The following is a 19,145-nucleotide window of genomic DNA, read 5'->3' on the forward strand; positions in this document are numbered from 1 at the left end:
CCTGGTAGAGCTTCTTCACCGCGAGAACGGAGAACGCGGCGACGCCGACGCAGACCAGGACGAGCAGGGCGTCGAAGAAGTACGTGATGCTCACGGGTGGAGCTCCTCGGGCAGGCGGGGCGGTAACGGACCGCGTACGAGTCTAGTCGCCCCACCCGGGGACGGCGCAGTGAGGTGCGCCGCCCCCGCGTGGCCCGGTCGGGTCCGCCCGGGTCAGCCCAGCAGCTGCGCCTGGAGAAGCACCGCCTGGCGGAAGGGCACCTCGGGCTGGCTGCCCTTCTTGGACAGATAGACCAGGGCGACGGTGTCGCCCGAGGTGAGGAAGGCGTAGCGCACGTGGTTCGTGCCGCGCGGCCTGTCCTCGTTGTAGACGTTGGTGATGATCGTGTCCGGGACTCCGACGGTCGAGAATTGAGCGTCATACGAGGCGACCGTCGCCTCGGTGAAGACGCCGTTATCGGAGATGTCGCTCTGCGAGCGCATCGCGTACGCGCCACTGGTGTACTGGAGCAGATAGATCTCCGCGCGCGTGCCGTCCGGCATCGTCCACGCTCGCGCCGCGATGTGGCGCAGCGTGTCCTGGTCCATCCGCAGCGCCAGGTCCTTCCGCCCGTCCTTCTGGAACAGCTTCAGGAACCCGCTGGTGGGAAGCCAGCCGTCGCGACCCGGAAAGGTCTTGTCCAGCTTCGCCCCGGCCGGGGCCGGGAGCAGCAACGACCGTACGTCCACGTAGTGCCGGAGGGCGGGGTTGTTGTCCGCGTCGAGCGCCCGGGGTTTCCCGGCCGGCAGCTTCGGCAGCTTCAGCGCGTGGTACGTCCAGCGCCCGTCGTCCGGCGTCTGCAAACCCGGGATGTCCGTACGCCTCGGCTGCGTCACGCCATACGCCGCCGCCCCGCCCAGCGCGGCGAACACCACCACGGCCGCCGTCCACCGCAGCACCGCGCGCAGCACCCTGCGGTCCTTCGGCGCCGCCGGCTCCGGGGGCGCCGCCCAGGGGTTCGGGGCATCCTCCGGCCCAGGCGTGGGCTCCGGCACGGGCGTTGCCGTGGGCTCCGGCGCGGGCGCTTCATCCGCGACGGGCGCGGGCTCCGGCACCGGCGTGGCCGTGGGCTCCAGCTCGAGCGCTGCCTCCGCGACGGGCGCGGGCTCCGACTTCGGCTCGGCCGTGTGCGAAACGTTCTCGGTCGTCATGCGGACTCTCCCGGGTCCTGGACGCGGTCGAGCTGCTTCTTGAGCAGGTCCGCGGCGCTCGTCTTGTCCAAAGGCGATGTGCCGGTGGCGGTCATGGTGATGAGGAGGTCGCCCTCGGTGGCCTGGCAGGTCATCCAGTCGAGCTTGTCGCCGGGCGTCTTGGGCGGCAGGATGCAGCGGGCCTTGTCGTGGCCGGAGATCTTCGGGCCGTTGCGGTAGATGCCCAGCGCCTTGGTGAAGGCGGAGTAGAAGTCGGTCATGCTGCGGGCGGCCTGCTTGTTCTTCATCTGGACGATCTGCGTCTCGATGACCAGGTCGCCGCTGTTGCCGGCGTACGTACGCATGCCGATGCCCTCGATGTGCAACTGGTCGACGGCCTTGCGGGCGGCCTTGCGCTGCTTGGCGGACAGGTCGCGGTACGAGTCCTTCATCAGGGTGACCGCGCGCGTGCCGCTGAGCTCGGTGTCGTTGCCGTACTCGGCGATGTCCGGGCCCGCCGTGTAGCCGTCGGGCATGGGCAACAGCAGCTTGCCGAGGGTGCCGTAGTGGCTTCCGCCGGACTGGGCTCCGTACTCACCGGTCTTCTTGGGGGTGGGCGCCTTCCAGGGCTGGGAGGCGGCCTGCTTCTTGTCGTCCTGCTGGTGCTTGAGCACGGCATAGCCGATGCCACCGCCCGCCGCGACGCCGACGAGCACGACGGCGAGGGCGAGAGCGAGGCCCTTGCGGCTCTTCTTCGGCGGCTCGGGAAGGAAAGCCGGCGCAGGCTCGGGAACGAACACGGGCTCAGGCGCGGGCTCAGGGGGGAGATTGGTCGTCTCGTCGGTCACAGTCGCTCCAACTGCCGCTTGGCGAGGGACTGGATGGTCTTCATGCTGATCGGCCGGGCCGTGTAGTACCAGATGTCGATCACGATGTTGCCGTGCCTGACCAGCGCGCGAGCCGTGTACTCGGGCAGGTATCCGGCCTTGGTGTCGGGCTTGGAGTAGACCCACGCGTAGCCGTCGACCGAGCCCGGGATCTCCTTGCCGTGGTTGCCCGCGTACTTCTTCTCGGACATGTAGTCCTGCTGTTCGCTGAGCATGTCGACGGCGAAGGTCTGCTTGTCGTCACGGAACTGGATGAGCTGGATCTCGGTCGACGTCCAGCTGCGGTAGCTGCCGCTGGTCCAGGTTGTGGCCGCCACTCGGCGGAAGCCGTTGCCGGCGAGCTCGTTGAACATGTAGTCGGCTCGTTGTACGTATCGGCGTAGTCGTACAGCGACAGCCAGCCGTTGTCGCCGGACGGGATCGTCCAGTCCTTCGCGCCCTTGGGCTTCTTGAGCAGGTACTTCCGCAGGTCGCCGTCGTACGTGACGAGGGTGTCCTCGGCAGCGGTGAGCGGCTTGGCGGCCGGGGCCGCGCCCGTGGGCTGCTTCAGCTTGGCCTGGGCGAGCGGCGGGAGCGGGGTGTCGGGGCGCTGGTACTGGATCTGGTAGCCGGCGCCGGCGCCGGCCAGGACGCCGAGGATCGCCGCGACGGCGATGATCAGCGTCGTACGGCCCCGGCGGCGTGGGGGCCGGGGCGGAGTCGGAGCCGCATCCGGAACCACGGGTGGCTCCACAGGGGGCTCGGGGATGGGGACGGGAGCGTCCAGGGACAACGGGTTCTCCACAGGTGGATCGGAACGGGGGTCGTTCGGGGGCTGCTGCGTGGCTCGGGCGGCTCAGCGGCCGGTCTTCAGACGGCGGTACTGGCGGTCGAGAAGCGCTCGCAGCTGCGCGCGGTCCGGGGTCTTGGCCCCGGTCACGGTGATGGTGAGGTGGACGTCGCCCTGGTGGGAGACGACGACCACCGAGCCGGTGCTCCCCGCGGAGGAGGAGCTGAGCCGGTACGCCTTCGCGGGGTGGCTGCCGACGAGGGTGATGCGGGTGCCGCTGAAGTAGAAGCGGCTGTAGAAGGCGGCGGCGTCGGCCGGGCCGGAGAAGCGGGCGAGGTCGACCGTGACCTCGGTGTCGCCGTCGGCGGTGAGGTAGGTGCGGGTCGCGCCGGCCTTGAAGCCGTAGGTCGTCAGGGCGGTCTTGACGGAGGCGGAGCCGCCGGCGACCTCGGAGCGGGACAGCTCGCTGCCGTCCTCGTCGCCGTAGATCTCGGCGTCCTTCGGGGGCGTCAGCAGGAAGTACCGGAGGTCACCGGTGTGGATGCCGCCGCTCCGCACCGCGCCGGTGACCGTGCTGGACGGGGACGGGGACGGCGTGGGCGCGGCGGAGGTCGGCACCGGGGACGGGCTCGCGCTGGGCGCGGCGGCGGCCGCCGTCCCGTCGGACGACGACGACCCCAGGACGACCACGGTTCCGGCGGTGGCGCCGACCAGCAGCACCAGGCCGACCGCAGCGGCGGCGATCAGCGGGGTGCGCCGGGGACCGCGCGGCGGTGGCGGTGGCGGCGCGTACGTTGGCATGGGCGGAACAACCAACGAATCGGACTGCGCTTCCACAAGGCCCCCCCGGGCGATCACACAACGCCCTCGCGCCCCACGCGCAACAAGCGGAACCGCATTATGTCGACTGAACGCAGCCTCTTGACAGTCTTTTTTCTGTGAGACAGCCCACGCATAGGGTGGGGACCATGGCGAAGAAGCTCGTGATCAAAGTAACCGCAGGCACGGACGCCCCTGAACGCTGCTCGCAGGCGTTCACCGTGGCGGCCGTGGCGGTGGCCAGCGGGGTGGAGGTCTCGCTCTGGCTGACCGGCGAATCCGCGTGGTTCGCGCTGCCCGGAAAGGCCGCCGAGTTCGAGCTGCCGCACGCCGCGCCGCTGCCGGAGCTGATCGACGGGATCATGGCGGGCGGCGGGCGGATCACACTGTGCACGCAGTGCGCGGCCCGCCGCGACATCACCGAGAAGGACGTCCTGGAGGGCGTACGAATCGCGGGCGCCCAGGTCTTCGTCAGCGAGATCATGCCGGACGGCGTACAGGCACTCGTCTACTGAGGCACCGGCCGGCCTCGGCCTACTTGTGTTCCTTGTCGTCCAGTTCCCGCCACCACCGGTCGGACTCGGAGTCCCCGGACTCGTCCCACCAGCGCTCCCCCGGGTCCCTGCGGTTCGCCACGATCGCCGCGAAGGGCGGGATCACCATCGCCACGACGCACATCACCACGGCCGCCGTGACCGACCACAGGCGTACCAGGCCCCACGCCAGGACGAAGAGCCCGACGCAGCTGCCCATCATGACGAAGTAGAGCCGATGCCGCCGTTGCGCGCTCATGCCTCAACGGTACGCCGAAGGCCGCGCCCCGGCAGGAGCGCGGCCTTCGTACGTACTCGTACGCGTACAGCTGCCGTCAGACGGCGATGGCGATCTCCGCCGCCGCGCCCTGCTGGGCCACGACCGTACGGTCCACCGTCGCACCCGGGACGAGCGCGCGCAGCGTCCAGGTGCCCGGGGCGGCGAAGAAGCGGAACTGTCCGGTCGCCGAGGTCGGGACCTCGGCGGTGAACTCGCCGCCGCCGTCGAGCAGACGGACGTAGCCCGTGATGGGCTCGCCGTCGCGGGTCACCGAACCCTGGATGATCGTCTCGCTCGCCACGTCAACTCCTGCCAGGTCCGGGCCGCCGGCCTTCGCTCCACACATATGGTCCTCTTCCCTTTTCCTGTTACTTCGCCGCGCCGAGCTCGATCGGCACGCCGACGAGCGAGCCGTACTCGGTCCAGGAGCCGTCGTAGTTCCTGACGTTCGGCTGGCCGAGGATCTCGTGCAGCACGAACCAGCTGTGAGCGGAGCGCTCACCGATGCGGCAGTAGGCGATGGTGTCCTTGGACAGGTCCACGCCCTCGCCCTCGTAGAGCTCCTTGAGCTCTTCGTCGGACTTGAAGGTGCCGTCGTCGTTGGCCGACTTCGACCACGGGATGTTGCGCGCGGTCGGGATGTGACCCGGACGCTGCGACTGCTCCTGCGGGAGGTGGGCCGGGGCCAGCAGCTTGCCGGAGAACTCGTCGGGCGAGCGGACGTCGACCAGGTTCAGCGAGCCGATGGCCGCCACGGCGTCGTCACGGAAGGCACGGATCGAGGTGTCCTGGGCCTTGGCCTTGTACTCGGTGGCCGCGCGGCTCGGAACCTCGGCGCCGTCCACCAGGTCGCGGGAGTCCAGCTCCCACTTCTTGCGGCCGCCGTCGAGGAGCTTGACGTCCTGGTGGCCGTAGAGCTTGAAGTACCAGTAGGCGTAGGACGCGAACCAGTTGTTGTTGCCGCCGTAGAGGACGACGGTGTCGTCGTTGGCGATGCCCTTCTCCGACAGCAGCTTCTCGAAGCCGGCCTGGTCGACGAAGTCACGGCGCACCGGGTCCTGGAGGTCCTTCTTCCAGTCGATGCGGATGGCGCTCTTGATGTGGTTCTTGTCGTACGCCGACGTGTCCTCGTCGACCTCGACAATGACCACCTTCGGGTCGTCGATCCGGGCCTGGACCCAATCGGCGTCCACCAGGACGTCACTGCGGCTCATGCTGTTCTCCTCCGGGGCAGTTCGGATATCTCGCCGGCGTACGGACGGGTACGCGCGGCGGCGGCGCTTATCGCTTACGCGACGGGGGAAGGGCGGCCAGGGAAATGCGCAGGCCTAGCGCATGCGACAGAGCATGGCGGCGACGCGGCACAGGTCAACTGCCCGCCGCTTCGTAAGGTCCGCCTGTCGCTTCATGCCCTCGATCGTAGGCACCGAGCGGGGTAGTGTCACCGCCTGTCCGCCATTCGGGACGCCGGTGTCCGCATTGTGATACGGATGGCGGGCGCCCACCCGTTCGAAGGCCCGGGTCGGTGATCGCCGGGCGCCGGGCGGCTGCGGGCCGGACTCCCCTGTCTCACCCTGCGGACGTAACGCTCAGTCCGCGAGCACGACCTTCGTCCCCGTCGCGGCGATCGTGATCCCGTCCGGGCTCGTGTCCACCGACTTCAGCTCGATGCCGTCCGGCAGTCCGACCAGCTTCCGCGCGAAGTCGATCCGGCCCCTGATCAGCGTCTCCACGGACGACGGCAGACCGCTGACGTTCGGGATCGAGTCCGCGTGCAACTGGATCGTGTTGCCGCCGGTCACGCTGACCTGGCTCACCACCGACCGCTTCACCGTACCCACGATCGGCAGCGACAGACTCACCGTCAGCTTCACCTTCCCCTTGCCGTTCGCGGCCGCGCCGCCATACGCCACGGATACCCCGTCCGGTGCCGCCTTCGTCAGATCCGCGTACGTCACCAGCGCCGACCCGTCCGCCGTGTCCGCCACCGCCGACGCGAAGCCGTTGCCCAGCCGGACCCCCCGCAGATCCGCCGTGAACCGGTCGATCCGCAGCGCGGTGCCGCCGGTGCCCGCCGTGATGCCCTTGGCCGTGACCGTCACGTCGTCCAGTTTCTTCGACGCCACCTGGGTCAGAAACGGGAAGCCGTGGATCGACACATCGGGCTTCTCGGACAGGCCCTGGGTCTGCTGGGCCTTGCTCGCCGCCTCCGACTCCGCGAAGTGCACCGCGACGCGGTCGGCTGCGACGAACAGGCCGCCGAGTATCACGACGATGATCAGCAGGATCCGCAATGCACGCATTGCTCGACCCTAGCGGGGCTCACCCCACCAGCGCCCGGCCCAGTACGTAAATAGCCGGAGCCGCGGCCGTCAACGGCAGCGCGACGCCCGCGGTGAAGTGGACGAAGCGGGACGGGAAGTCGTAGCTGGCCACGCGCAGCCCGATCAGGGCGGCGGCGCCCGCGGCGAGGCCGATGAGGCCGCCGTCGCCGCTGCCGAGTCCGCCGGCCTGTGCCCACGCGACCCCGGCGCCCGAGGCGGCGAGCAGGGCGACGACCACCGTCGCCACGCCCTTCCCGTGCAGGCTGCGGACCACCGTCGCGACGGCGACCGCGATCGCGCCGACGATGATCACGTCACTGCCGTGCGGGTTGTAGGCGGCGGCGAGATATCCCCCGGCGAGCACCGTCAGCAGCGTCGAGGCGGCGGTCGCCGTCAGCGACGACAGCCGCTCCTCGGCGGTGCCGCGGTGCCGCAGCTGGAGTACGAGTACGAGCAGCAGCCACCCGCCCAGCGTGCCGACCAGCACGGCCGGACCGTTCTCGCCGCCCGTCGCCAGCAGCACGACATCCGCCGTCACGCCCGCCAGGAACGCCAGCACGATGCCCTGACGGGCCGGCCACATACCGTTCAGCCGGAACCATCCCGCCGCCGTCACCGCCTGCAGCAGCACCAGCGGCACCGCCAGCCCCGGCCGTCCCAGCGCCGCGCCGCCGGCCAGCAGCAGCGCCAGCACCGTCGTCAGCGCCGCGGGCTGCGGCCCCGGCGGAATGATCGGGGACCCGGTGCGCTGCGCCGCCGGCACCGTGCCCTTCCGGCGGGCCGCCCGGCCCCCCGCCTCCTGCGGCGCAAGGTCGTCCACGGGCGGCATGACGGCGGTCTGCTCGGCCTCCTGCGGCATCGCGCCGCCATACGGGTCGTAAGTCACGCCGCTCATCCTCCCGCGAACGGCGGCAGTACTTCGACCGTCCCGCCCTGCTTCAGCTCGATCCCCGCATGGTCCCGGGTCCCCACGGGGTCTCCGTCCACCAGAAACGAGCAGCTCGTCAGCACCCGCGCGAACTCCGGCCGCCCCGCGTGCCGCTCCCGCGCGACCGCCAGCGCCTCGGCGAGCGTCCCCGCCTCGTACGGCTCCTCCGCCGTGCCCGCCGCGGCCTTCGCCGCCGCCCAATACCGGATCGTCCCGGCCCGTCCGGCCATTGCGGCCCCTTCGTCGTCCTGACTACCGCCATCCATCATGGCGCACCGCGACGAACCCGGTCCGAGCAGTGCGAGGGCGGCGTCGAGGAACCGGAATCAACCGGCCTGGGCGGCCACCCACTCACCGACGCGGCGGAGGAGGGCCGGGGGAGCGGCGTTCTCGGCGTGGCCGAAACCCGGCTCGAGCCAGAGCTCGGCAGAGTCGCCTGCAGCGGCGGCGAGGGAGAGGGGATGGTCGACGGGGAAATAGGCGTCGCGGTCGCCGTGGACGATGAGGAGCGGGGTGGGGGCGATGAGGGGCACCGCCTCGACGGGCGGGACCGGCACGGGGTTCCAGTCCTCGCCGTGGATCCGGGTCCGCAGGCCGAGGCGGGAGACGAGGCGGCCGGCGGGGCGCGTGATCGCCCAGTGGACGCGCCGCATGGGCGCCGTACCCCGGTAGTACCAGCGGGCGGGCGAGCTCACGGACACCACCGCGTCGACCGAACCGCCCACCGCCTGCCGCAGAACAACAGAACCGCCCATGGAGAAGCCGACGGTCGCCACCCGCCCGAAGCCGAGCGTGCGGGCCCAGGCGACCGCCGCGTCGAGGTCGAGGACCTCGCGGTCGCCGACCGTGGACCGGCCGCCGGAACGCCCGTGCCCCCGGAAGGAGAAAATGACGACGCCGCCGAACTCCGAGAAGACCCGCGCCGCCCGCTGCACGGCGGGCCGCTCCAGCGCGCCGGTGAAACCGTGGGCGACCACGAACGCAATGTTCCGTTCACCTGCGCGGGGCCCCGCGGGAGGGACGTAAGCCGCATCGATCCGAACGCCGTCGGCCGTCAACAACACCGCACGTTGACCACCGGAAGTGATCGATGAAAAACAAGATCGCGCAAATCGGGGCTCTTCAAGCGACTCCATGTGGGCTATTCTCTTAGGTCAAGAGGATCCGGGCAGCGTCGCCCCCGGGTCCTTTCGTGCTTTCTGGGCCGCCAGAGCGCATGCAGTTACGTCCTCGCATGGGACCGAGGAGGGTTCGCAATGGGCAAGCGAAGCGTGCATGACCGGATGATGAACAACGTCAACAACGTGAACTACGACGGGAGCAGCCGGTGAGCTCTCTTCTCCTGCTGACGAACGCACTCCAGCCGTCCACCGAGGTACTACCCGCGCTCGGACTGCTGCTGCACAGCGTCCGGGTGGCGCCGGCCGAAGGGCCGGCCCTGGTGGACACCCCTGGCGCCGACGTCATTCTGATCGACGGCCGACGTGACCTCCCGCAGGTCCGCAGCCTCTGCCAGCTGCTGCGTTCCACCGGGCCTGGCTGCCCGCTGGTTCTGGTCGTCACCGAGGGCGGCCTGGCCGCCGTCACCGCCGACTGGGGCATCGACGACGTGCTGCTGGACACCGCGGGGCCTGCCGAGGTCGAGGCGCGGCTGCGGCTGGCCATGGGCCGCCAGCAGATCACCGTCGACGACAGCCCGATGGAGATCCGCAACGGCGACCTCTCGGTCGACGAGGCGACCTACAGCGCGAAGCTGAAGGGCCGGGTCCTGGACCTGACGTTCAAGGAGTTCGAGCTGCTCAAGTACCTCGCGCAGCACCCTGGCCGGGTCTTCACCCGGGCCCAGCTGCTGCAGGAGGTCTGGGGCTACGACTACTTCGGCGGCACCCGCACCGTGGACGTGCACGTACGGCGTCTGCGGGCGAAGCTCGGTCCCGAGCACGAGTCCCTGATCGGCACCGTACGCAACGTCGGCTACCGCTTCGTCACCCCCGAGAAGGTCGAGCGGGCGGCCGAGGAAGCCCTGAAGCAGCAGCAGCGCGCAGAGGCGGACGCGGCGGCGAGCGCCGCCGCATCGGCGGCCCCCTCGGCCGCCCCGGACGCCGCGGCGAGCACAGCTGCCGTACAGAAAGGGTGATCCACGCTGGGGTCCCCGCTGGTCACACCCTGGTCACGCTCCTTGCCCCACCGTGTCAAACGGCCGGTAGACCCGCGTAGACTCGACCCGTGGCAAAGGTGACGCGTGACGATGTGGCAAGGCTTGCGGGGACCTCGACCGCAGTCGTCAGCTACGTCATCAACAACGGACCCCGGCCGGTCGCACCGGCCACCCGCGAGCGCGTGCTCGCGGCCATCAAGCAGCTCGGCTATCGCCCGGACCGTGTGGCCCAGGCGATGGCCAGCCGCCGTACGGACCTGATAGGCCTGGTGGTTCCCGACGCCCGGCAGCCCTTCTTCGGCGAGATGTCACACGCCGTGGAGCAGGCGGCCGCCGAGCGCGGGAAGATGGTCCTGGTCGGCAACTCGGACTACCTGCACGAGCGCGAGGTCCACTACCTGCGGGCCTTCCTCGGCATGCGGGTCTCCGGGCTGATCCTCGTCAGCCAGGGCCTCAGCGACACCGCCGCCGCCGAGATCGAGGCCTGGGACGCGCGGATCGTGCTGCTCCACGAGCGCACCGAGGCCCTCAACGAGTTCGCCGTCGTCACGGACGACGTCGGCGGTGCCCAGCTCGCCACCCGCCACCTCCTGGAGCACGGGTACGAGTACGTCGCCTGCGTCGGCGGCACCGAGTTCACCCCCACCGTCGGCGACCCCGTCACCGACCACGTGGAAGGGTGGCGCCGGGCCATGCAGGAGGCCGGCCTGGAAACCGAGGGCCGGCTCTTCAAGGCCCCGTACAACCGGTACGACGCCTACAAGGTCGGCCTCGAACTGCTGGCCGGGCCCGACCGCCCGCCGGCCCTGTTCTGCGCGACCGACGACCAGGCGATCGGCATACTGCGGGCGGCGCGCGAGCTGCGGATCGACGTGCCGGGCGAGCTGGCGGTCGCGGGCTTCGACGACGTGAAGGAAGCCGGCCTCACCGATCCCCCGCTCACCACGGTCGCCTCCGACCGCCAGGCGATGGCCCGCGCGGCGGTGGACCTCGTTCTCGACGACGGTCTGCGGGTGTCGGGTTCGCGGCGCGACCGACTGCGTCAGTTCCCGTCGCGACTGGTAGTCCGCAGGTCCTGCGGCTGCGCGTAAGGACCGCATGTGATCCGGGGCTGACCTGGGCTTTCGTTCCTTATATCGGTCATACGGACTTCTGCCGGGCTTCTCAGCGGGCACTCAGGAACCTCTCATAGTCGAGGTTCACAGTCATAGCCATGAACGAGGACACCCCCCGCAGCAGCAGCGCTTCCGACCCGCAGCAGCCGTATGGCAGCGGTGGGTACGACAGTTCCGGTACGTCCGGCCCCGGCGCTCCGTACGAGTACGCGAACGCCTCCGGCGCCGGCGCCCCCTCCCCCTCCGCCTTCCCGCCCCCGCCGTCGTACGACCCGGCGCAGCCCGTCACCGCCGCCCCCGGCATGACGGTGTGGCCCGGCAGCCCGGTCCCGCCGGGTGACCCCGCGGCCCCCGCCCACAAGGCGCGCAAGTCCCGCCGTCCGTTCGCGCTGATCGCGGCGGTGGCCCTGGTCTCCGCCCTCATCGGCGGCGGGTCTTCGGCACTGATCGCCCGGGCGACCACGACGTCCGCGACCGGCACCACCACCACGAAGGTCATCAACGCCAGCTCCTCCAGCTCCGGCGTCGCGGCCGTCGCCAAGGCGGACAGCCCGAGCATCGTGGAGATCACCGCCACCTCCGGCTCGAGCGAGGCCACCGGTTCCGGTGTGATCATCACCAGCGACGGCGAGATCATCACCAACAACCACGTCATCTCCGGTGCCACCACCATCAAGATCAGCTTCAGTAACGGCAAGACCGCCACCGCGAAGGTCGTCGGCACCGACAAGAACAAGGACCTGGCCCTCGTCAAGGCCGAGAACGTCAGCGGCCTCACCGCCGCGACCCTCGGCGACTCCTCCAACGTCGCGGTCGGCGACCAGGTCGTCGCCATCGGCTCCCCCGAAGGCCTCACCGGCACCGTCACCAGCGGCATCATCTCCGCCCTCAACCGCGACGTCACCGTCTCCACGGACGAATCGCAGAGCGGCAGCGGCCAGGGCAGCGGCCGGTGGCCGTTCTCCTCCGGCGGTCAGAACTACAACGGCAGCACCGGGTCCAACACCACCACGTACAAGGCGCTCCAGACCGACGCCGCGGTCAACCCCGGCAACTCCGGTGGCGCGCTGATCAACATGAACGGCGAGATCATCGGCATCAACTCCGCGATGTACTCGGCGTCCGACTCCTCCAGCTCCAGCAGCGCCGGCAGCATCGGCCTCGGCTTCGCCATCCCGATCAACACGGTCAAGTCCGACCTCGCCAGCCTCCGCAGCGGCGGAACCAGCTGACCCCCCTCTTCCTCCTTACCGTCCCTCCCGGGAGGCACCACCATGAACGCCGCCGTCATCACCATCCACCGTTACGAGCACGCCGCCACCATCGTCACCGGCCCCGCCGACCTGGCCCTTCCGTTCGCCATGCCGATCGCCGCCGCCGCGACCCGCGCCCCCGAGCTCGCCACCGCCCCCGCCGCCTCCGCCCGGCCCACCCGCAACCGCCGCCGCGCCACCGCCGCCCGTCGCCCCGCGGCGGCGTGAGACGCTGATAGCAGAAAACCCGTACAACCCGTCCCATCCCTCTTTCCTGCGCGAGGTACACCGATAATGAGCCCCGGCGAGAACGGCGAGGCCCCCGCCCGCATCCTGATCGTGGACGACGAGCCTGCGGTCCGCGAGGCACTCAAGCGCAGCCTCGCCTTCGAGGGCTACGACACCTCCCTCGCCGAGGACGGCCTCGCCGCGATCGACCAGGTCGGCTCCTACCAGCCCGACGCCATCGTGCTGGACGTACTGATGCCCCGCATGGACGGCCTCACCACGGCCCGCCGCCTGCGCGCCGGCGGCGTCACCGTCCCCATCCTGATGCTCACCGCCCGCGACACCGTCGGCGACCGCGTCACCGGCCTCGACGCCGGCGCCGACGACTACCTCGTCAAGCCCTTCGAGCTCGACGAACTGCTGGCCCGCCTGCGTGCCCTGCTGCGGCGCAGCTCCTACGCCGCCGTGGCCGGCGCCACCGACGACGACAGCGTCCTGTCCTTCGCCGACCTCCGCATGGACACCACCACCCGCGAGGTCACCCGCGGCGGCCTGCCCGTCGAGCTCACCCGCACCGAATACACCCTCCTCGAGATGTTCCTGGCCCACCCCCGCCAGGTCCTCACCCGCGAGCAGATCCTCAAGGCCGTCTGGGGCTTCGATTTCGAGCCCAGCTCCAACTCCCTCGACGTCTACGTCATGTACCTCCGCCGCAAGACCGAGGTGGGCAGCCTCCCCCGCCTCGTCCACACCGTCCGCGGTGTCGGCTACGTCCTCCGCTCCACCGAAAGCAAGGTCTGAGCTCCATGGCAGCACCCCTCCGCCGCCGCAACCGCATCCTGCGGTTCCGGTCCCTCCCGCTCCGCTCGCGGCTGGCGATCCTCACCGCTGCGGCGGTCGCGGTCGCGGTGGCGGCGGTGGCGGTGTCGGCGTGGTTCATCGTGCGGGGTCAGTTGATGAGCCAGCTGGACCAGTCACTGAAGCAGGCGGATACCAGTGTGGTTGCCCAGACCACCCTTGAGAGGTTCGGGTGCCTGAGCAAGGCCCCCGATATCACCAACCGGCGGCAGCCCGGGGCGATCAACCTGAACAACTCCACCGTGCGGGTTGTCCTGTCCAACGGCCAGACCTGCGCGATCGTGGGTGATGAGACGCTCCCCGTCTCGGACGTCGAGAAGCAAGCCGCCGCAGCTGCGGCCACCTTCGTCGCCCCTGACCCCAGCAAGCTCAAGACCACCGGCGGAGCCGGCCACAGGCCGGGTGACGACATCTCCCCCCGCACCGTGACCGCCTCGGACGGGACAGCACTGCGCGTCTACACCCGGGCCATCGGACAGGTCACCATGACGAGCAACGGCCAGACGTATGGTGCTGTCGCCACCATCGCCCGACCGCTCAGCGACGTCACCGACCCCCTCAACACCCTCGCCCTCATCCTGCTCGCCGTCTCCGGCATCGGCGTCGTCGGCGCGACCGCCGCCGGGCTGTGGATCGCCCGCGCGGGTCTTCGGCCCGTGGACCGCCTCACCGACACCGTCGAGCACATCGCCCGTACCGAGGACCTCAGCGTTCGCATCCCGGTCGACGGCGAGGACGAGATCGCGCGCCTGTCGACGTCCTTCAACTCCATGACGTCCCGCCTCGCCGCGTCCCGCGAGCTGCAGCAGCAGCTCATCGCTGACGCCGGGCACGAGCTCCGTACGCCGCTCACCTCCCTCCGTACGAACATCGAGCTGCTGGAGCGCAGCGAAGCGACGGGCCGGGCGCTCCCGCCCGAGGACCGGCGGGCGCTGCTGACGTCAGTCAAGGCGCAGATGACGGAGCTGGCCTCGCTGATCGGGGACCTGCAGGAGCTGTCGCGTCCGGACACGACCCCCGGCGGTGGCCCGCTGCAGACGGTGGCCTTCCACGAGGTCGTGGAGAACGCCCTGCACCGCGCCCGCCTCCGCGCGCAGGACATCAAGATCGTCTCGCAGCTCGCCCCGTGGTTCGTACGGGCCGAGCCGACCGCCCTGGAGCGGGCGATCGTGAATCTGCTCGACAACGCGGTGAAGTTCAGCCCGCCCCTCACCTCCGTCGAGGTGATGCTGCACGGCGGCGAGCTCACCGTCCGCGACCACGGCCCCGGCATCGCGCCCGAGGACCTGCCGCACGTCTTCGAACGCTTCTGGCGGGCCACGGCCTCCCGCTCGCTGCCCGGCAGCGGCCTCGGGCTGTCCATCGTGGCCCGTACGGTCCAGCAGGCGGGCGGCACGGTCGGCCTGCACCCGGCGCACGGTGGCGGGACGATCGCCGTGATGCGGCTGCCCGGCACGCCGATGCCGCCGTCGATGGTGTCGGGGGCCGCGGGGGAGATCGGCGAGGTCATAGAGCGCTGAGGGGCCGCAATTCGGCGGCCTCGGCGGGGACTTCGTGCGGGGCTTCATTTCCGCGCCGTGACGAGTCGGTGACCATCTGCCGCCACTGCGTTTCCACCGGCGAGCCGTGCCGTCGGGTCGGATAGCGTCCCGATCATGGCTCTGGTCAACCTGATGGACACCGCCGTGGTCCCCGCCTCCGTCAAGGTCATGCGCATGCACGAGCTGCCCGTGCACGAGCGCACCCACCGCACCTCCGAGGCCCTCCTCGTCCTCGACGGCCACTTGGAACTCGACGTCAGCGGCCGGCCCGTCTCCGTCGCCAAGGGCGAGCTCTACGTCCTCCCCGCCGGCACCCCGCACACCGCCCGGCGCGGCAGCCACGGCACCCTCGTGATCGTCGAGCTGGCCTGACTGGCTAGCCTTGCCGGATGTTCGTTCTTGAGCTGACCTACACCGTGCCCGAAGAGCAGGTCGACGCCCTCCTCGACGCCCATATCGCCTGGCTGGACACGCACTACGCCGCCGGGGTCTTCCTCGCCTCCGGCCGCAAGGTCCCCCGTGACGGCGGCATCATCCTCGCCGTCGCCGACAGCCGCGCCCAGGTCGAGGCCCTGGCGGCCACCGACCCCTTCCTGGTCGCGAAGGTCGCCGAGTACCGCATCACCGAATTCCTCGTCACGAAGACCGCCCCTGCGCTGGATGCCCACCGCCAGTCCCTGGCATAGCAGCTGCCCAGGTTGACGTGGTAGACCGATCCCGCCCTGAACGGGGGCAAGAGCGATGGGGTGGGGACAATGAGCGAGACCGGGTTCCAGCGTGAGTACCGCCAGCGGAGCCGGCAGCGTGCCCAGATCACGCTCGTGGTGCTGTGGGTGGCTCTGGCCTTCATGCGGCTGACCAGTCCCGCCCTGCAGCTCGACCTGACCGACTGGGTGCTGATCGTGGCCCTGACCGCGATGATCATCTACACCTTTCTGCACGCGAAGCGCGGCAGAACCCTTATCGGCCCCGACGGGATCACCGTCATCGGCGTCCTCCGCCAACACCGGCTCCCCTGGGCCGACATCCACGACATCCGTGTCGAACCCCTCGCCGACTGGCGCTCACGGGCCGGCGCCCAATGGGTCGTCCGGGCCTACACCCACACCGGCCGCCGCTACGCCCTCCCCCACGTCGACAGCGAACAGCTCGACACCCCCGCCGACGCCGAACCCGTCCACACCGCCTGGCTCCAACACCGCGGCCCCGACTGGGCCCCCCACCCCGACACCGAAGGTCTGATCCGCCGCCAAGCCGCCCGCCGCAAAGCCTGGCACCGCGCGGCCATCGCCGCCTTCATCGCCTTCGTGGGCACGCTCGTCCTGTCCATAGCCCTGCTCTTCGACGACGTGGACCTTCCGGAGGCCTACGTGCTGATCGTGCCGGTGGTGGTCCTCCTCGTCGCCGGAGCGGCACTCGACCTGCGGGCCCGATCAGCGAAGGCGTAGGGCGGGCGCAAGGATTTCGCCCCGGGGCCGGGCCCACCCTGCGGGTGCAGAAACGTTCGCGGCGGTGCTGGACAGGACGGCTGACCGCGCCCGGTTCTCGACGCCGGCGTGCGGGACGTGGGTGCGCCATGACCGTGATCACTGACTGAGCCCGCGCATGGAGAAGGGCGGGCCGCGCGGGGGGAGAGAACCCGGCGGCCCGCCCTGTTCGGGGGGATTGACGTCAAAGGGGTCAGCTGACGTCGGAGGGGTCGAGGCGGTAGAGGCCGCTGCTGGTGCTCGTGGAGCCGGTGCTCGACGAGGAGGTCGAGGAGCTGGTGTAGGCGGAGGTCTTGACCTCGGTGCCGTTCTTCTTGACCCAGGCGGCGATCTCGGTGTTGGTGGACTGGCCACCGCTGCTGCTGATCATGATGTAGTGCAGCTTGCCTGCCTTGACCAGGGCCTTGAGCTTGGCGAGCGTCATGGAGTTGTCGCTGCCGGTCCAGCCGCCCATGGACATCGCGGGCTGGCCGGAGGCCAGGATGATCGAGGAGGCGGTCTGGTCGTTGGAGACCGCGACCAGCCATGTGGCGCCGTCCTGGTGCTTCTCCAGGTACGTGATCATGTCGGTGCTGACGCTGCCGCCCATGCCGCCACCACCGCCGCCCATGGAGCCTCGGCTCTGGGTGCCGGACGCGGAGGAGGAAGAGGAGGTGCCGGACGAGGAGTTGGTACCGCCCGGCATGCCGCCGCCCGACGGCGGGTTGCCGCTCGGCTTCGTACCGGAGGGCATCGAGCCGGACTTGGCGCCGGTCGGGGCGGAGCCGCCGCGCATGCCGCCGCCTCCGCCGCCACCCATGCCGCCGCCCGTGGAGGGGCCGGCCGTCGGGTTGGTGCCGTTGGTGGAGGATGTGGCCGCCGCGAAGGAGTAGGCGGTGGGGCCGGCGAGGAGGGCGACGACGGCCGTGACGGTGGCGATGCCGACCAGGCGGCCGCGGTTCAGGAAGCGGCCGGCCAGCAGGCCGATGACGGCCAGGGCCGCACCCGCACCGGCGACGACCTCGGCGACGGTGTACGCCGTGCCGGAGCCGCTGACCCGCTGGAGCAGGACGACGGCCCAGATGCCCGAGGCGGCGATGGCGACCGGAAGGACCCAGGCCCACTTGGCGGCGTCGCCCTCACGGAAGGCCTTGTGGAGCATCACGCCGCCGGCGCCGCAGAGGGCGGCGATGGCCGGGGCCATGGCGGTGACGTAGTAGGGGTGGAAGGTGCCCTCGGCGAGGGCGAAGGTCAGGTAGTGGATGCCGGCCCAGCCGCCCCAGAGCAGCAGGGAGGCGCGCTTGGCGTCGGTGCGCGGGGCGCGGCCGATGAGGACCAGGCCACCGATCACGGCCACGATGGCGAAGGGGATGAGCCAGGAGATCTGGCCGCCCATGATGGAGTTGAAGAGGCGGCCGATGCCGGCCGTGCCGCCGAAGCTGGCGCCGTTGCCCTGGCTGCCGACCGTGCTGCTGGCGCCGAAGATGCGGCCGAAGCCGTTGTAGCCGATGACCAGGTCCCACACGGTGCCGTCCGTCGAGCCGCCGATGTAGGGGCGGGACGAGGCCGGGATGAGGTCGACGATGACCATCCACCAGGCGGAGCTGACGAGGAGCGCGACCGTGCCGACGGCCAGGTTGCGGATGCGCTTGAGCAGACCGCCCTTGGCGGCCCAGAGGTAGACCAGGAAGAAGGCGGGCAGGACCACGAAGGCCTGCATCATCTTGGTGTTGAAGGCGAAGCCGATCCAGATGCCGGACCAGACCAGCGGCATCATCCGGCCCGTACGCACGGCCTTCATCAGCGAGGCCGCGCCGAGCAGCATCAGCAGGACGAGGATCGGGTCCGGGTTGGTGTCACGGGTGATGGCGACGGTGATCGGGGTGAGGGTCATCACCAGGCCGGCGATGGTCGCGGCGACATGTCCGAAGTCGCGGCGCACCATGCGGTAGGTGAGGGCCACCGAGCCGAGGCCGGCGCCGATCATCGGGAGCATCAACTGCCAGGTGCCGTAGCCGAAGACGCGGGCGGAGATGCCCATCATCCACAGCGAGAACGGCGGCTTGTCGACGGTGCTCCAGTTGCCCGCGTCCAGGGAGCCGAAGAAGAAGGCCTTCCAGGACTTGGTGCCGGAGTAGACGGCGGCGTTGTAGAAGCTGTTGCCCGAGATCGTGGTGAGGTTCCAGGCGTACAGCGCCGTGGCCAGCAGCAGGATCGCCCACAGCGCGGGGCGGGCCCAGCGGGGGTCGTCGGGGTGGCCGGTGAAGAGACGCTTGGTCCGGACGGCGAGTCCGCCGTCGGAGGGCGAGGCGGCCCGGTGGGAGCGCCGGCCGGAATCGTGTTCAGCGGGCGGCGGGGCGAGTTGGGTCGTCATGACGCGTACTCCGGGGACGATGAGGGGCGGCGGCGCGGGCTGAAGACCCAGAGCCGCATGAGGACGAAGCGGATGATGGTGGCGGCGGCGTTGGCACCGACCAGCACGGCGAGTTCGACGCCGTGGGAAGCGTTGGGGGCCAGGAAGTGCAGTCCGGCGACGGAGCCGGTCGTCAGTCCCAGGCCGATGGCGAAGCCCAGCCCGGCTTCGAGCTGGTGACGCAGGGCGTCCGCCGAGCCCTTCACCCCGAAGGTGAAGCGGCGGTTGGCGGCGGTGTTGGCGACCGCCGTGATCAGCAGGGCCAGGGCGTTGGCCCAGATGGCCGGCATGATCTGCCGGGCCAGGAGGTACAGGGCCATGTACGCGAGGGTGCAGGCGCCGCCGATGATCCCGAAGGCCACCAACTGCCGCAGGCCTCCGGCCCGTTGCGGTGCGGCGGCGC

23 protein-coding genes are annotated in these 19,145 nt (G+C 70.5%); 10 read left to right on the forward strand and 13 right to left on the reverse strand.

All coding sequences use genetic code 11. From position 1 onward, the window contains the following. Positions 1–213 precede the first annotated feature (213 nt). The 4 genes from ACFXJ5_RS09865 to ACFXJ5_RS09880 form a co-directional block, all read right to left on the reverse strand. Entirely contained in the window at positions 214–1,191 is a 978-nt protein-coding gene (locus ACFXJ5_RS09865; RefSeq protein WP_384629381.1) for a hypothetical protein, read from the reverse strand. Continuing rightward, positions 1,188–2,018: a hypothetical protein gene (locus tag ACFXJ5_RS09870; RefSeq protein WP_384629383.1), complete on the reverse strand. Its 831-nt coding sequence runs from the start codon at positions 2,016–2,018 to the stop codon at positions 1,188–1,190. The genes ACFXJ5_RS09865 and ACFXJ5_RS09870 overlap by 4 nt, the downstream gene beginning before the upstream one ends. Next, positions 2,015–2,410: a hypothetical protein gene (locus ACFXJ5_RS09875; RefSeq protein ID WP_384629386.1), complete on the reverse strand. Its 396-nt coding sequence runs from the start codon at positions 2,408–2,410 to the stop codon at positions 2,015–2,017. The genes ACFXJ5_RS09870 and ACFXJ5_RS09875 overlap by 4 nt, the downstream gene beginning before the upstream one ends. A 482-nt stretch (positions 2,411–2,892) precedes the next feature. Continuing rightward, on the reverse strand, positions 2,893–3,627 hold the full coding sequence (locus ACFXJ5_RS09880; RefSeq protein WP_384629388.1) for a hypothetical protein: 735 nt from the start codon (positions 3,625–3,627) through the stop codon (positions 2,893–2,895). A 167-nt stretch (positions 3,628–3,794) separates the two neighbouring features. On the opposite strand from ACFXJ5_RS09880, the gene ACFXJ5_RS09885 reads away from it, so the two are divergent. Next, complete coding sequence (locus ACFXJ5_RS09885) at positions 3,795–4,160, forward strand: DsrE family protein (protein ID WP_384629391.1); 366 nt, start codon at positions 3,795–3,797, stop codon at positions 4,158–4,160. Positions 4,161–4,179: 19 nt separating this feature from the next. Here the strand turns inward: ACFXJ5_RS09885 and ACFXJ5_RS09890 are convergent, their stop codons facing one another. The 7 genes from ACFXJ5_RS09890 to ACFXJ5_RS09920 all read right to left on the reverse strand — a co-directional run bounded on the left by ACFXJ5_RS09890 (position 4,180) and on the right by ACFXJ5_RS09920 (position 8,846). Continuing rightward, the gene (locus tag ACFXJ5_RS09890) at positions 4,180–4,437 is read right to left on the reverse strand and encodes a DUF3099 domain-containing protein (RefSeq protein ID WP_384629394.1); all 258 of its coding nucleotides are present in this window, start codon (positions 4,435–4,437) and stop codon (positions 4,180–4,182) included. 76 nt (positions 4,438–4,513) lie between these two features. Next, on the reverse strand, positions 4,514–4,804 hold the full coding sequence (locus tag ACFXJ5_RS09895; RefSeq protein WP_384629396.1) for a DUF1416 domain-containing protein: 291 nt from the start codon (positions 4,802–4,804) through the stop codon (positions 4,514–4,516). 22 nt (positions 4,805–4,826) lie between these two features. Beyond that, the gene (locus tag ACFXJ5_RS09900) at positions 4,827–5,672 is read right to left on the reverse strand and encodes a sulfurtransferase (protein ID WP_384629398.1); all 846 of its coding nucleotides are present in this window, start codon (positions 5,670–5,672) and stop codon (positions 4,827–4,829) included. A 375-nt stretch (positions 5,673–6,047) separates the two neighbouring features. Further along, on the reverse strand, positions 6,048–6,761 hold the full coding sequence (locus ACFXJ5_RS09905; RefSeq protein ID WP_384629401.1) for a DUF2993 domain-containing protein: 714 nt from the start codon (positions 6,759–6,761) through the stop codon (positions 6,048–6,050). 19 nt (positions 6,762–6,780) lie between these two features. Beyond that, positions 6,781–7,668: a hypothetical protein gene (locus ACFXJ5_RS09910; RefSeq protein ID WP_384629404.1), complete on the reverse strand. Its 888-nt coding sequence runs from the start codon at positions 7,666–7,668 to the stop codon at positions 6,781–6,783. A 5-nt stretch (positions 7,669–7,673) separates the two neighbouring features. Beyond that, positions 7,674–7,940, reverse strand: a complete 267-nt coding sequence (locus ACFXJ5_RS09915) for a MoaD/ThiS family protein (protein ID WP_384629407.1) — start codon at positions 7,938–7,940, stop codon at positions 7,674–7,676. A gap of 96 nt (positions 7,941–8,036) precedes the next feature. Further along, entirely contained in the window at positions 8,037–8,846 is an 810-nt protein-coding gene (locus tag ACFXJ5_RS09920; protein ID WP_384629409.1) for an alpha/beta hydrolase, read from the reverse strand. A gap of 191 nt (positions 8,847–9,037) precedes the next feature. On the opposite strand from ACFXJ5_RS09920, the gene ACFXJ5_RS09925 reads away from it, so the two are divergent. The 9 genes from ACFXJ5_RS09925 to ACFXJ5_RS09965 all read left to right on the forward strand — a co-directional run bounded on the left by ACFXJ5_RS09925 (position 9,038) and on the right by ACFXJ5_RS09965 (position 16,311). Continuing rightward, complete coding sequence (locus ACFXJ5_RS09925; RefSeq protein WP_384629412.1) at positions 9,038–9,847, forward strand: response regulator transcription factor; 810 nt, start codon at positions 9,038–9,040, stop codon at positions 9,845–9,847. An 89-nt stretch (positions 9,848–9,936) separates the two neighbouring features. Beyond that, positions 9,937–10,959: a LacI family DNA-binding transcriptional regulator gene (locus ACFXJ5_RS09930; RefSeq protein ID WP_127357194.1), complete on the forward strand. Its 1,023-nt coding sequence runs from the start codon at positions 9,937–9,939 to the stop codon at positions 10,957–10,959. A 122-nt stretch (positions 10,960–11,081) separates the two neighbouring features. Then, positions 11,082–12,215, forward strand: coding sequence for a trypsin-like peptidase domain-containing protein (locus tag ACFXJ5_RS09935; RefSeq protein WP_384629416.1), 1,134 nt, complete (start codon positions 11,082–11,084; stop codon positions 12,213–12,215). A gap of 42 nt (positions 12,216–12,257) precedes the next feature. Next, entirely contained in the window at positions 12,258–12,464 is a 207-nt protein-coding gene (locus tag ACFXJ5_RS09940) for a hypothetical protein (protein WP_384629418.1), read from the forward strand. Positions 12,465–12,530: 66 nt separating this feature from the next. Further along, positions 12,531–13,265, forward strand: a complete 735-nt coding sequence (locus tag ACFXJ5_RS09945) for a response regulator transcription factor (RefSeq protein ID WP_384629421.1) — start codon at positions 12,531–12,533, stop codon at positions 13,263–13,265. A 5-nt stretch (positions 13,266–13,270) separates the two neighbouring features. Further along, the gene (locus ACFXJ5_RS09950; RefSeq protein ID WP_384629423.1) at positions 13,271–14,842 is read left to right on the forward strand and encodes a sensor histidine kinase; all 1,572 of its coding nucleotides are present in this window, start codon (positions 13,271–13,273) and stop codon (positions 14,840–14,842) included. A gap of 135 nt (positions 14,843–14,977) precedes the next feature. After that, a complete protein-coding gene (locus tag ACFXJ5_RS09955) occupies positions 14,978–15,235 on the forward strand; it encodes a cupin domain-containing protein (protein ID WP_384629426.1) in 258 nt (85 codons plus the stop codon). A gap of 17 nt (positions 15,236–15,252) precedes the next feature. Continuing rightward, positions 15,253–15,549, forward strand: a complete 297-nt coding sequence (locus ACFXJ5_RS09960; RefSeq protein ID WP_384629429.1) for a YciI family protein — start codon at positions 15,253–15,255, stop codon at positions 15,547–15,549. 69 nt (positions 15,550–15,618) lie between these two features. Further along, on the forward strand, positions 15,619–16,311 hold the full coding sequence (locus tag ACFXJ5_RS09965) for a PH domain-containing protein (RefSeq protein WP_384629432.1): 693 nt from the start codon (positions 15,619–15,621) through the stop codon (positions 16,309–16,311). A gap of 232 nt (positions 16,312–16,543) precedes the next feature. Here ACFXJ5_RS09965 and ACFXJ5_RS09970 read toward each other — a convergent pair whose 3' ends face one another. Both ACFXJ5_RS09970 and ACFXJ5_RS09975 read right to left on the reverse strand, forming a co-directional pair. Then, positions 16,544–18,703, reverse strand: a complete 2,160-nt coding sequence (locus ACFXJ5_RS09970) for an ArnT family glycosyltransferase (RefSeq protein ID WP_384629434.1) — start codon at positions 18,701–18,703, stop codon at positions 16,544–16,546. Then, positions 18,700–19,104 carry a GtrA family protein gene (locus ACFXJ5_RS09975; protein WP_384629436.1) on the reverse strand — a complete coding sequence of 135 codons (405 nt, stop codon included), beginning with the start codon at positions 19,102–19,104 and terminating at the stop codon, positions 18,700–18,702. Before ACFXJ5_RS09975 ends, ACFXJ5_RS09970 begins: the two co-directional genes overlap by 4 nt. Positions 19,105–19,145: the final 41 nt, after the last annotated feature.

This window comes from Streptomyces sp. NPDC059373, assembly GCF_042751495.1.
In the GTDB taxonomy this organism is placed as follows: domain Bacteria; phylum Actinomycetota; class Actinomycetes; order Streptomycetales; family Streptomycetaceae; genus Actinacidiphila.

What these genes read in the sequence shown, in the direction of transcription:
- ACFXJ5_RS09905 (WP_384629401.1), bottom strand. Translation starts at nt 6,761, where the DNA reads ATGCGTGCATTGCGGATCCTGCTGATCATCGTCGTGATACTCGGCGGC.
- ACFXJ5_RS09950 (WP_384629423.1), top strand. Translation starts at nt 13,271, where the DNA reads ATGGCAGCACCCCTCCGCCGCCGCAACCGCATCCTGCGGTTCCGGTCC.
- ACFXJ5_RS09935 (WP_384629416.1), top strand. Translation starts at nt 11,082, where the DNA reads ATGAACGAGGACACCCCCCGCAGCAGCAGCGCTTCCGACCCGCAGCAG.
- ACFXJ5_RS09890 (WP_384629394.1), bottom strand. Translation starts at nt 4,437, where the DNA reads ATGAGCGCGCAACGGCGGCATCGGCTCTACTTCGTCATGATGGGCAGC.
- ACFXJ5_RS09960 (WP_384629429.1), top strand. Translation starts at nt 15,253, where the DNA reads ATGTTCGTTCTTGAGCTGACCTACACCGTGCCCGAAGAGCAGGTCGAC.
- ACFXJ5_RS09955 (WP_384629426.1), top strand. Translation starts at nt 14,978, where the DNA reads ATGGCTCTGGTCAACCTGATGGACACCGCCGTGGTCCCCGCCTCCGTC.
- ACFXJ5_RS09940 (WP_384629418.1), top strand. Translation starts at nt 12,258, where the DNA reads ATGAACGCCGCCGTCATCACCATCCACCGTTACGAGCACGCCGCCACC.
- ACFXJ5_RS09915 (WP_384629407.1), bottom strand. Translation starts at nt 7,940, where the DNA reads ATGGCCGGACGGGCCGGGACGATCCGGTATTGGGCGGCGGCGAAGGCC.
- ACFXJ5_RS09945 (WP_384629421.1), top strand. Translation starts at nt 12,531, where the DNA reads ATGAGCCCCGGCGAGAACGGCGAGGCCCCCGCCCGCATCCTGATCGTG.
- ACFXJ5_RS09970 (WP_384629434.1), bottom strand. Translation starts at nt 18,703, where the DNA reads ATGACGACCCAACTCGCCCCGCCGCCCGCTGAACACGATTCCGGCCGG.
- ACFXJ5_RS09895 (WP_384629396.1), bottom strand. Translation starts at nt 4,804, where the DNA reads ATGTGTGGAGCGAAGGCCGGCGGCCCGGACCTGGCAGGAGTTGACGTG.
- ACFXJ5_RS09965 (WP_384629432.1), top strand. Translation starts at nt 15,619, where the DNA reads ATGAGCGAGACCGGGTTCCAGCGTGAGTACCGCCAGCGGAGCCGGCAG.
- ACFXJ5_RS09875 (WP_384629386.1), bottom strand. Translation starts at nt 2,410, where the DNA reads ATGTTCAACGAGCTCGCCGGCAACGGCTTCCGCCGAGTGGCGGCCACA.
- ACFXJ5_RS09880 (WP_384629388.1), bottom strand. Translation starts at nt 3,627, where the DNA reads ATGCCAACGTACGCGCCGCCACCGCCACCGCCGCGCGGTCCCCGGCGC.
- ACFXJ5_RS09865 (WP_384629381.1), bottom strand. Translation starts at nt 1,191, where the DNA reads ATGACGACCGAGAACGTTTCGCACACGGCCGAGCCGAAGTCGGAGCCC.
- ACFXJ5_RS09920 (WP_384629409.1), bottom strand. Translation starts at nt 8,846, where the DNA reads ATGGAGTCGCTTGAAGAGCCCCGATTTGCGCGATCTTGTTTTTCATCG.
- ACFXJ5_RS09885 (WP_384629391.1), top strand. Translation starts at nt 3,795, where the DNA reads ATGGCGAAGAAGCTCGTGATCAAAGTAACCGCAGGCACGGACGCCCCT.
- ACFXJ5_RS09900 (WP_384629398.1), bottom strand. Translation starts at nt 5,672, where the DNA reads ATGAGCCGCAGTGACGTCCTGGTGGACGCCGATTGGGTCCAGGCCCGG.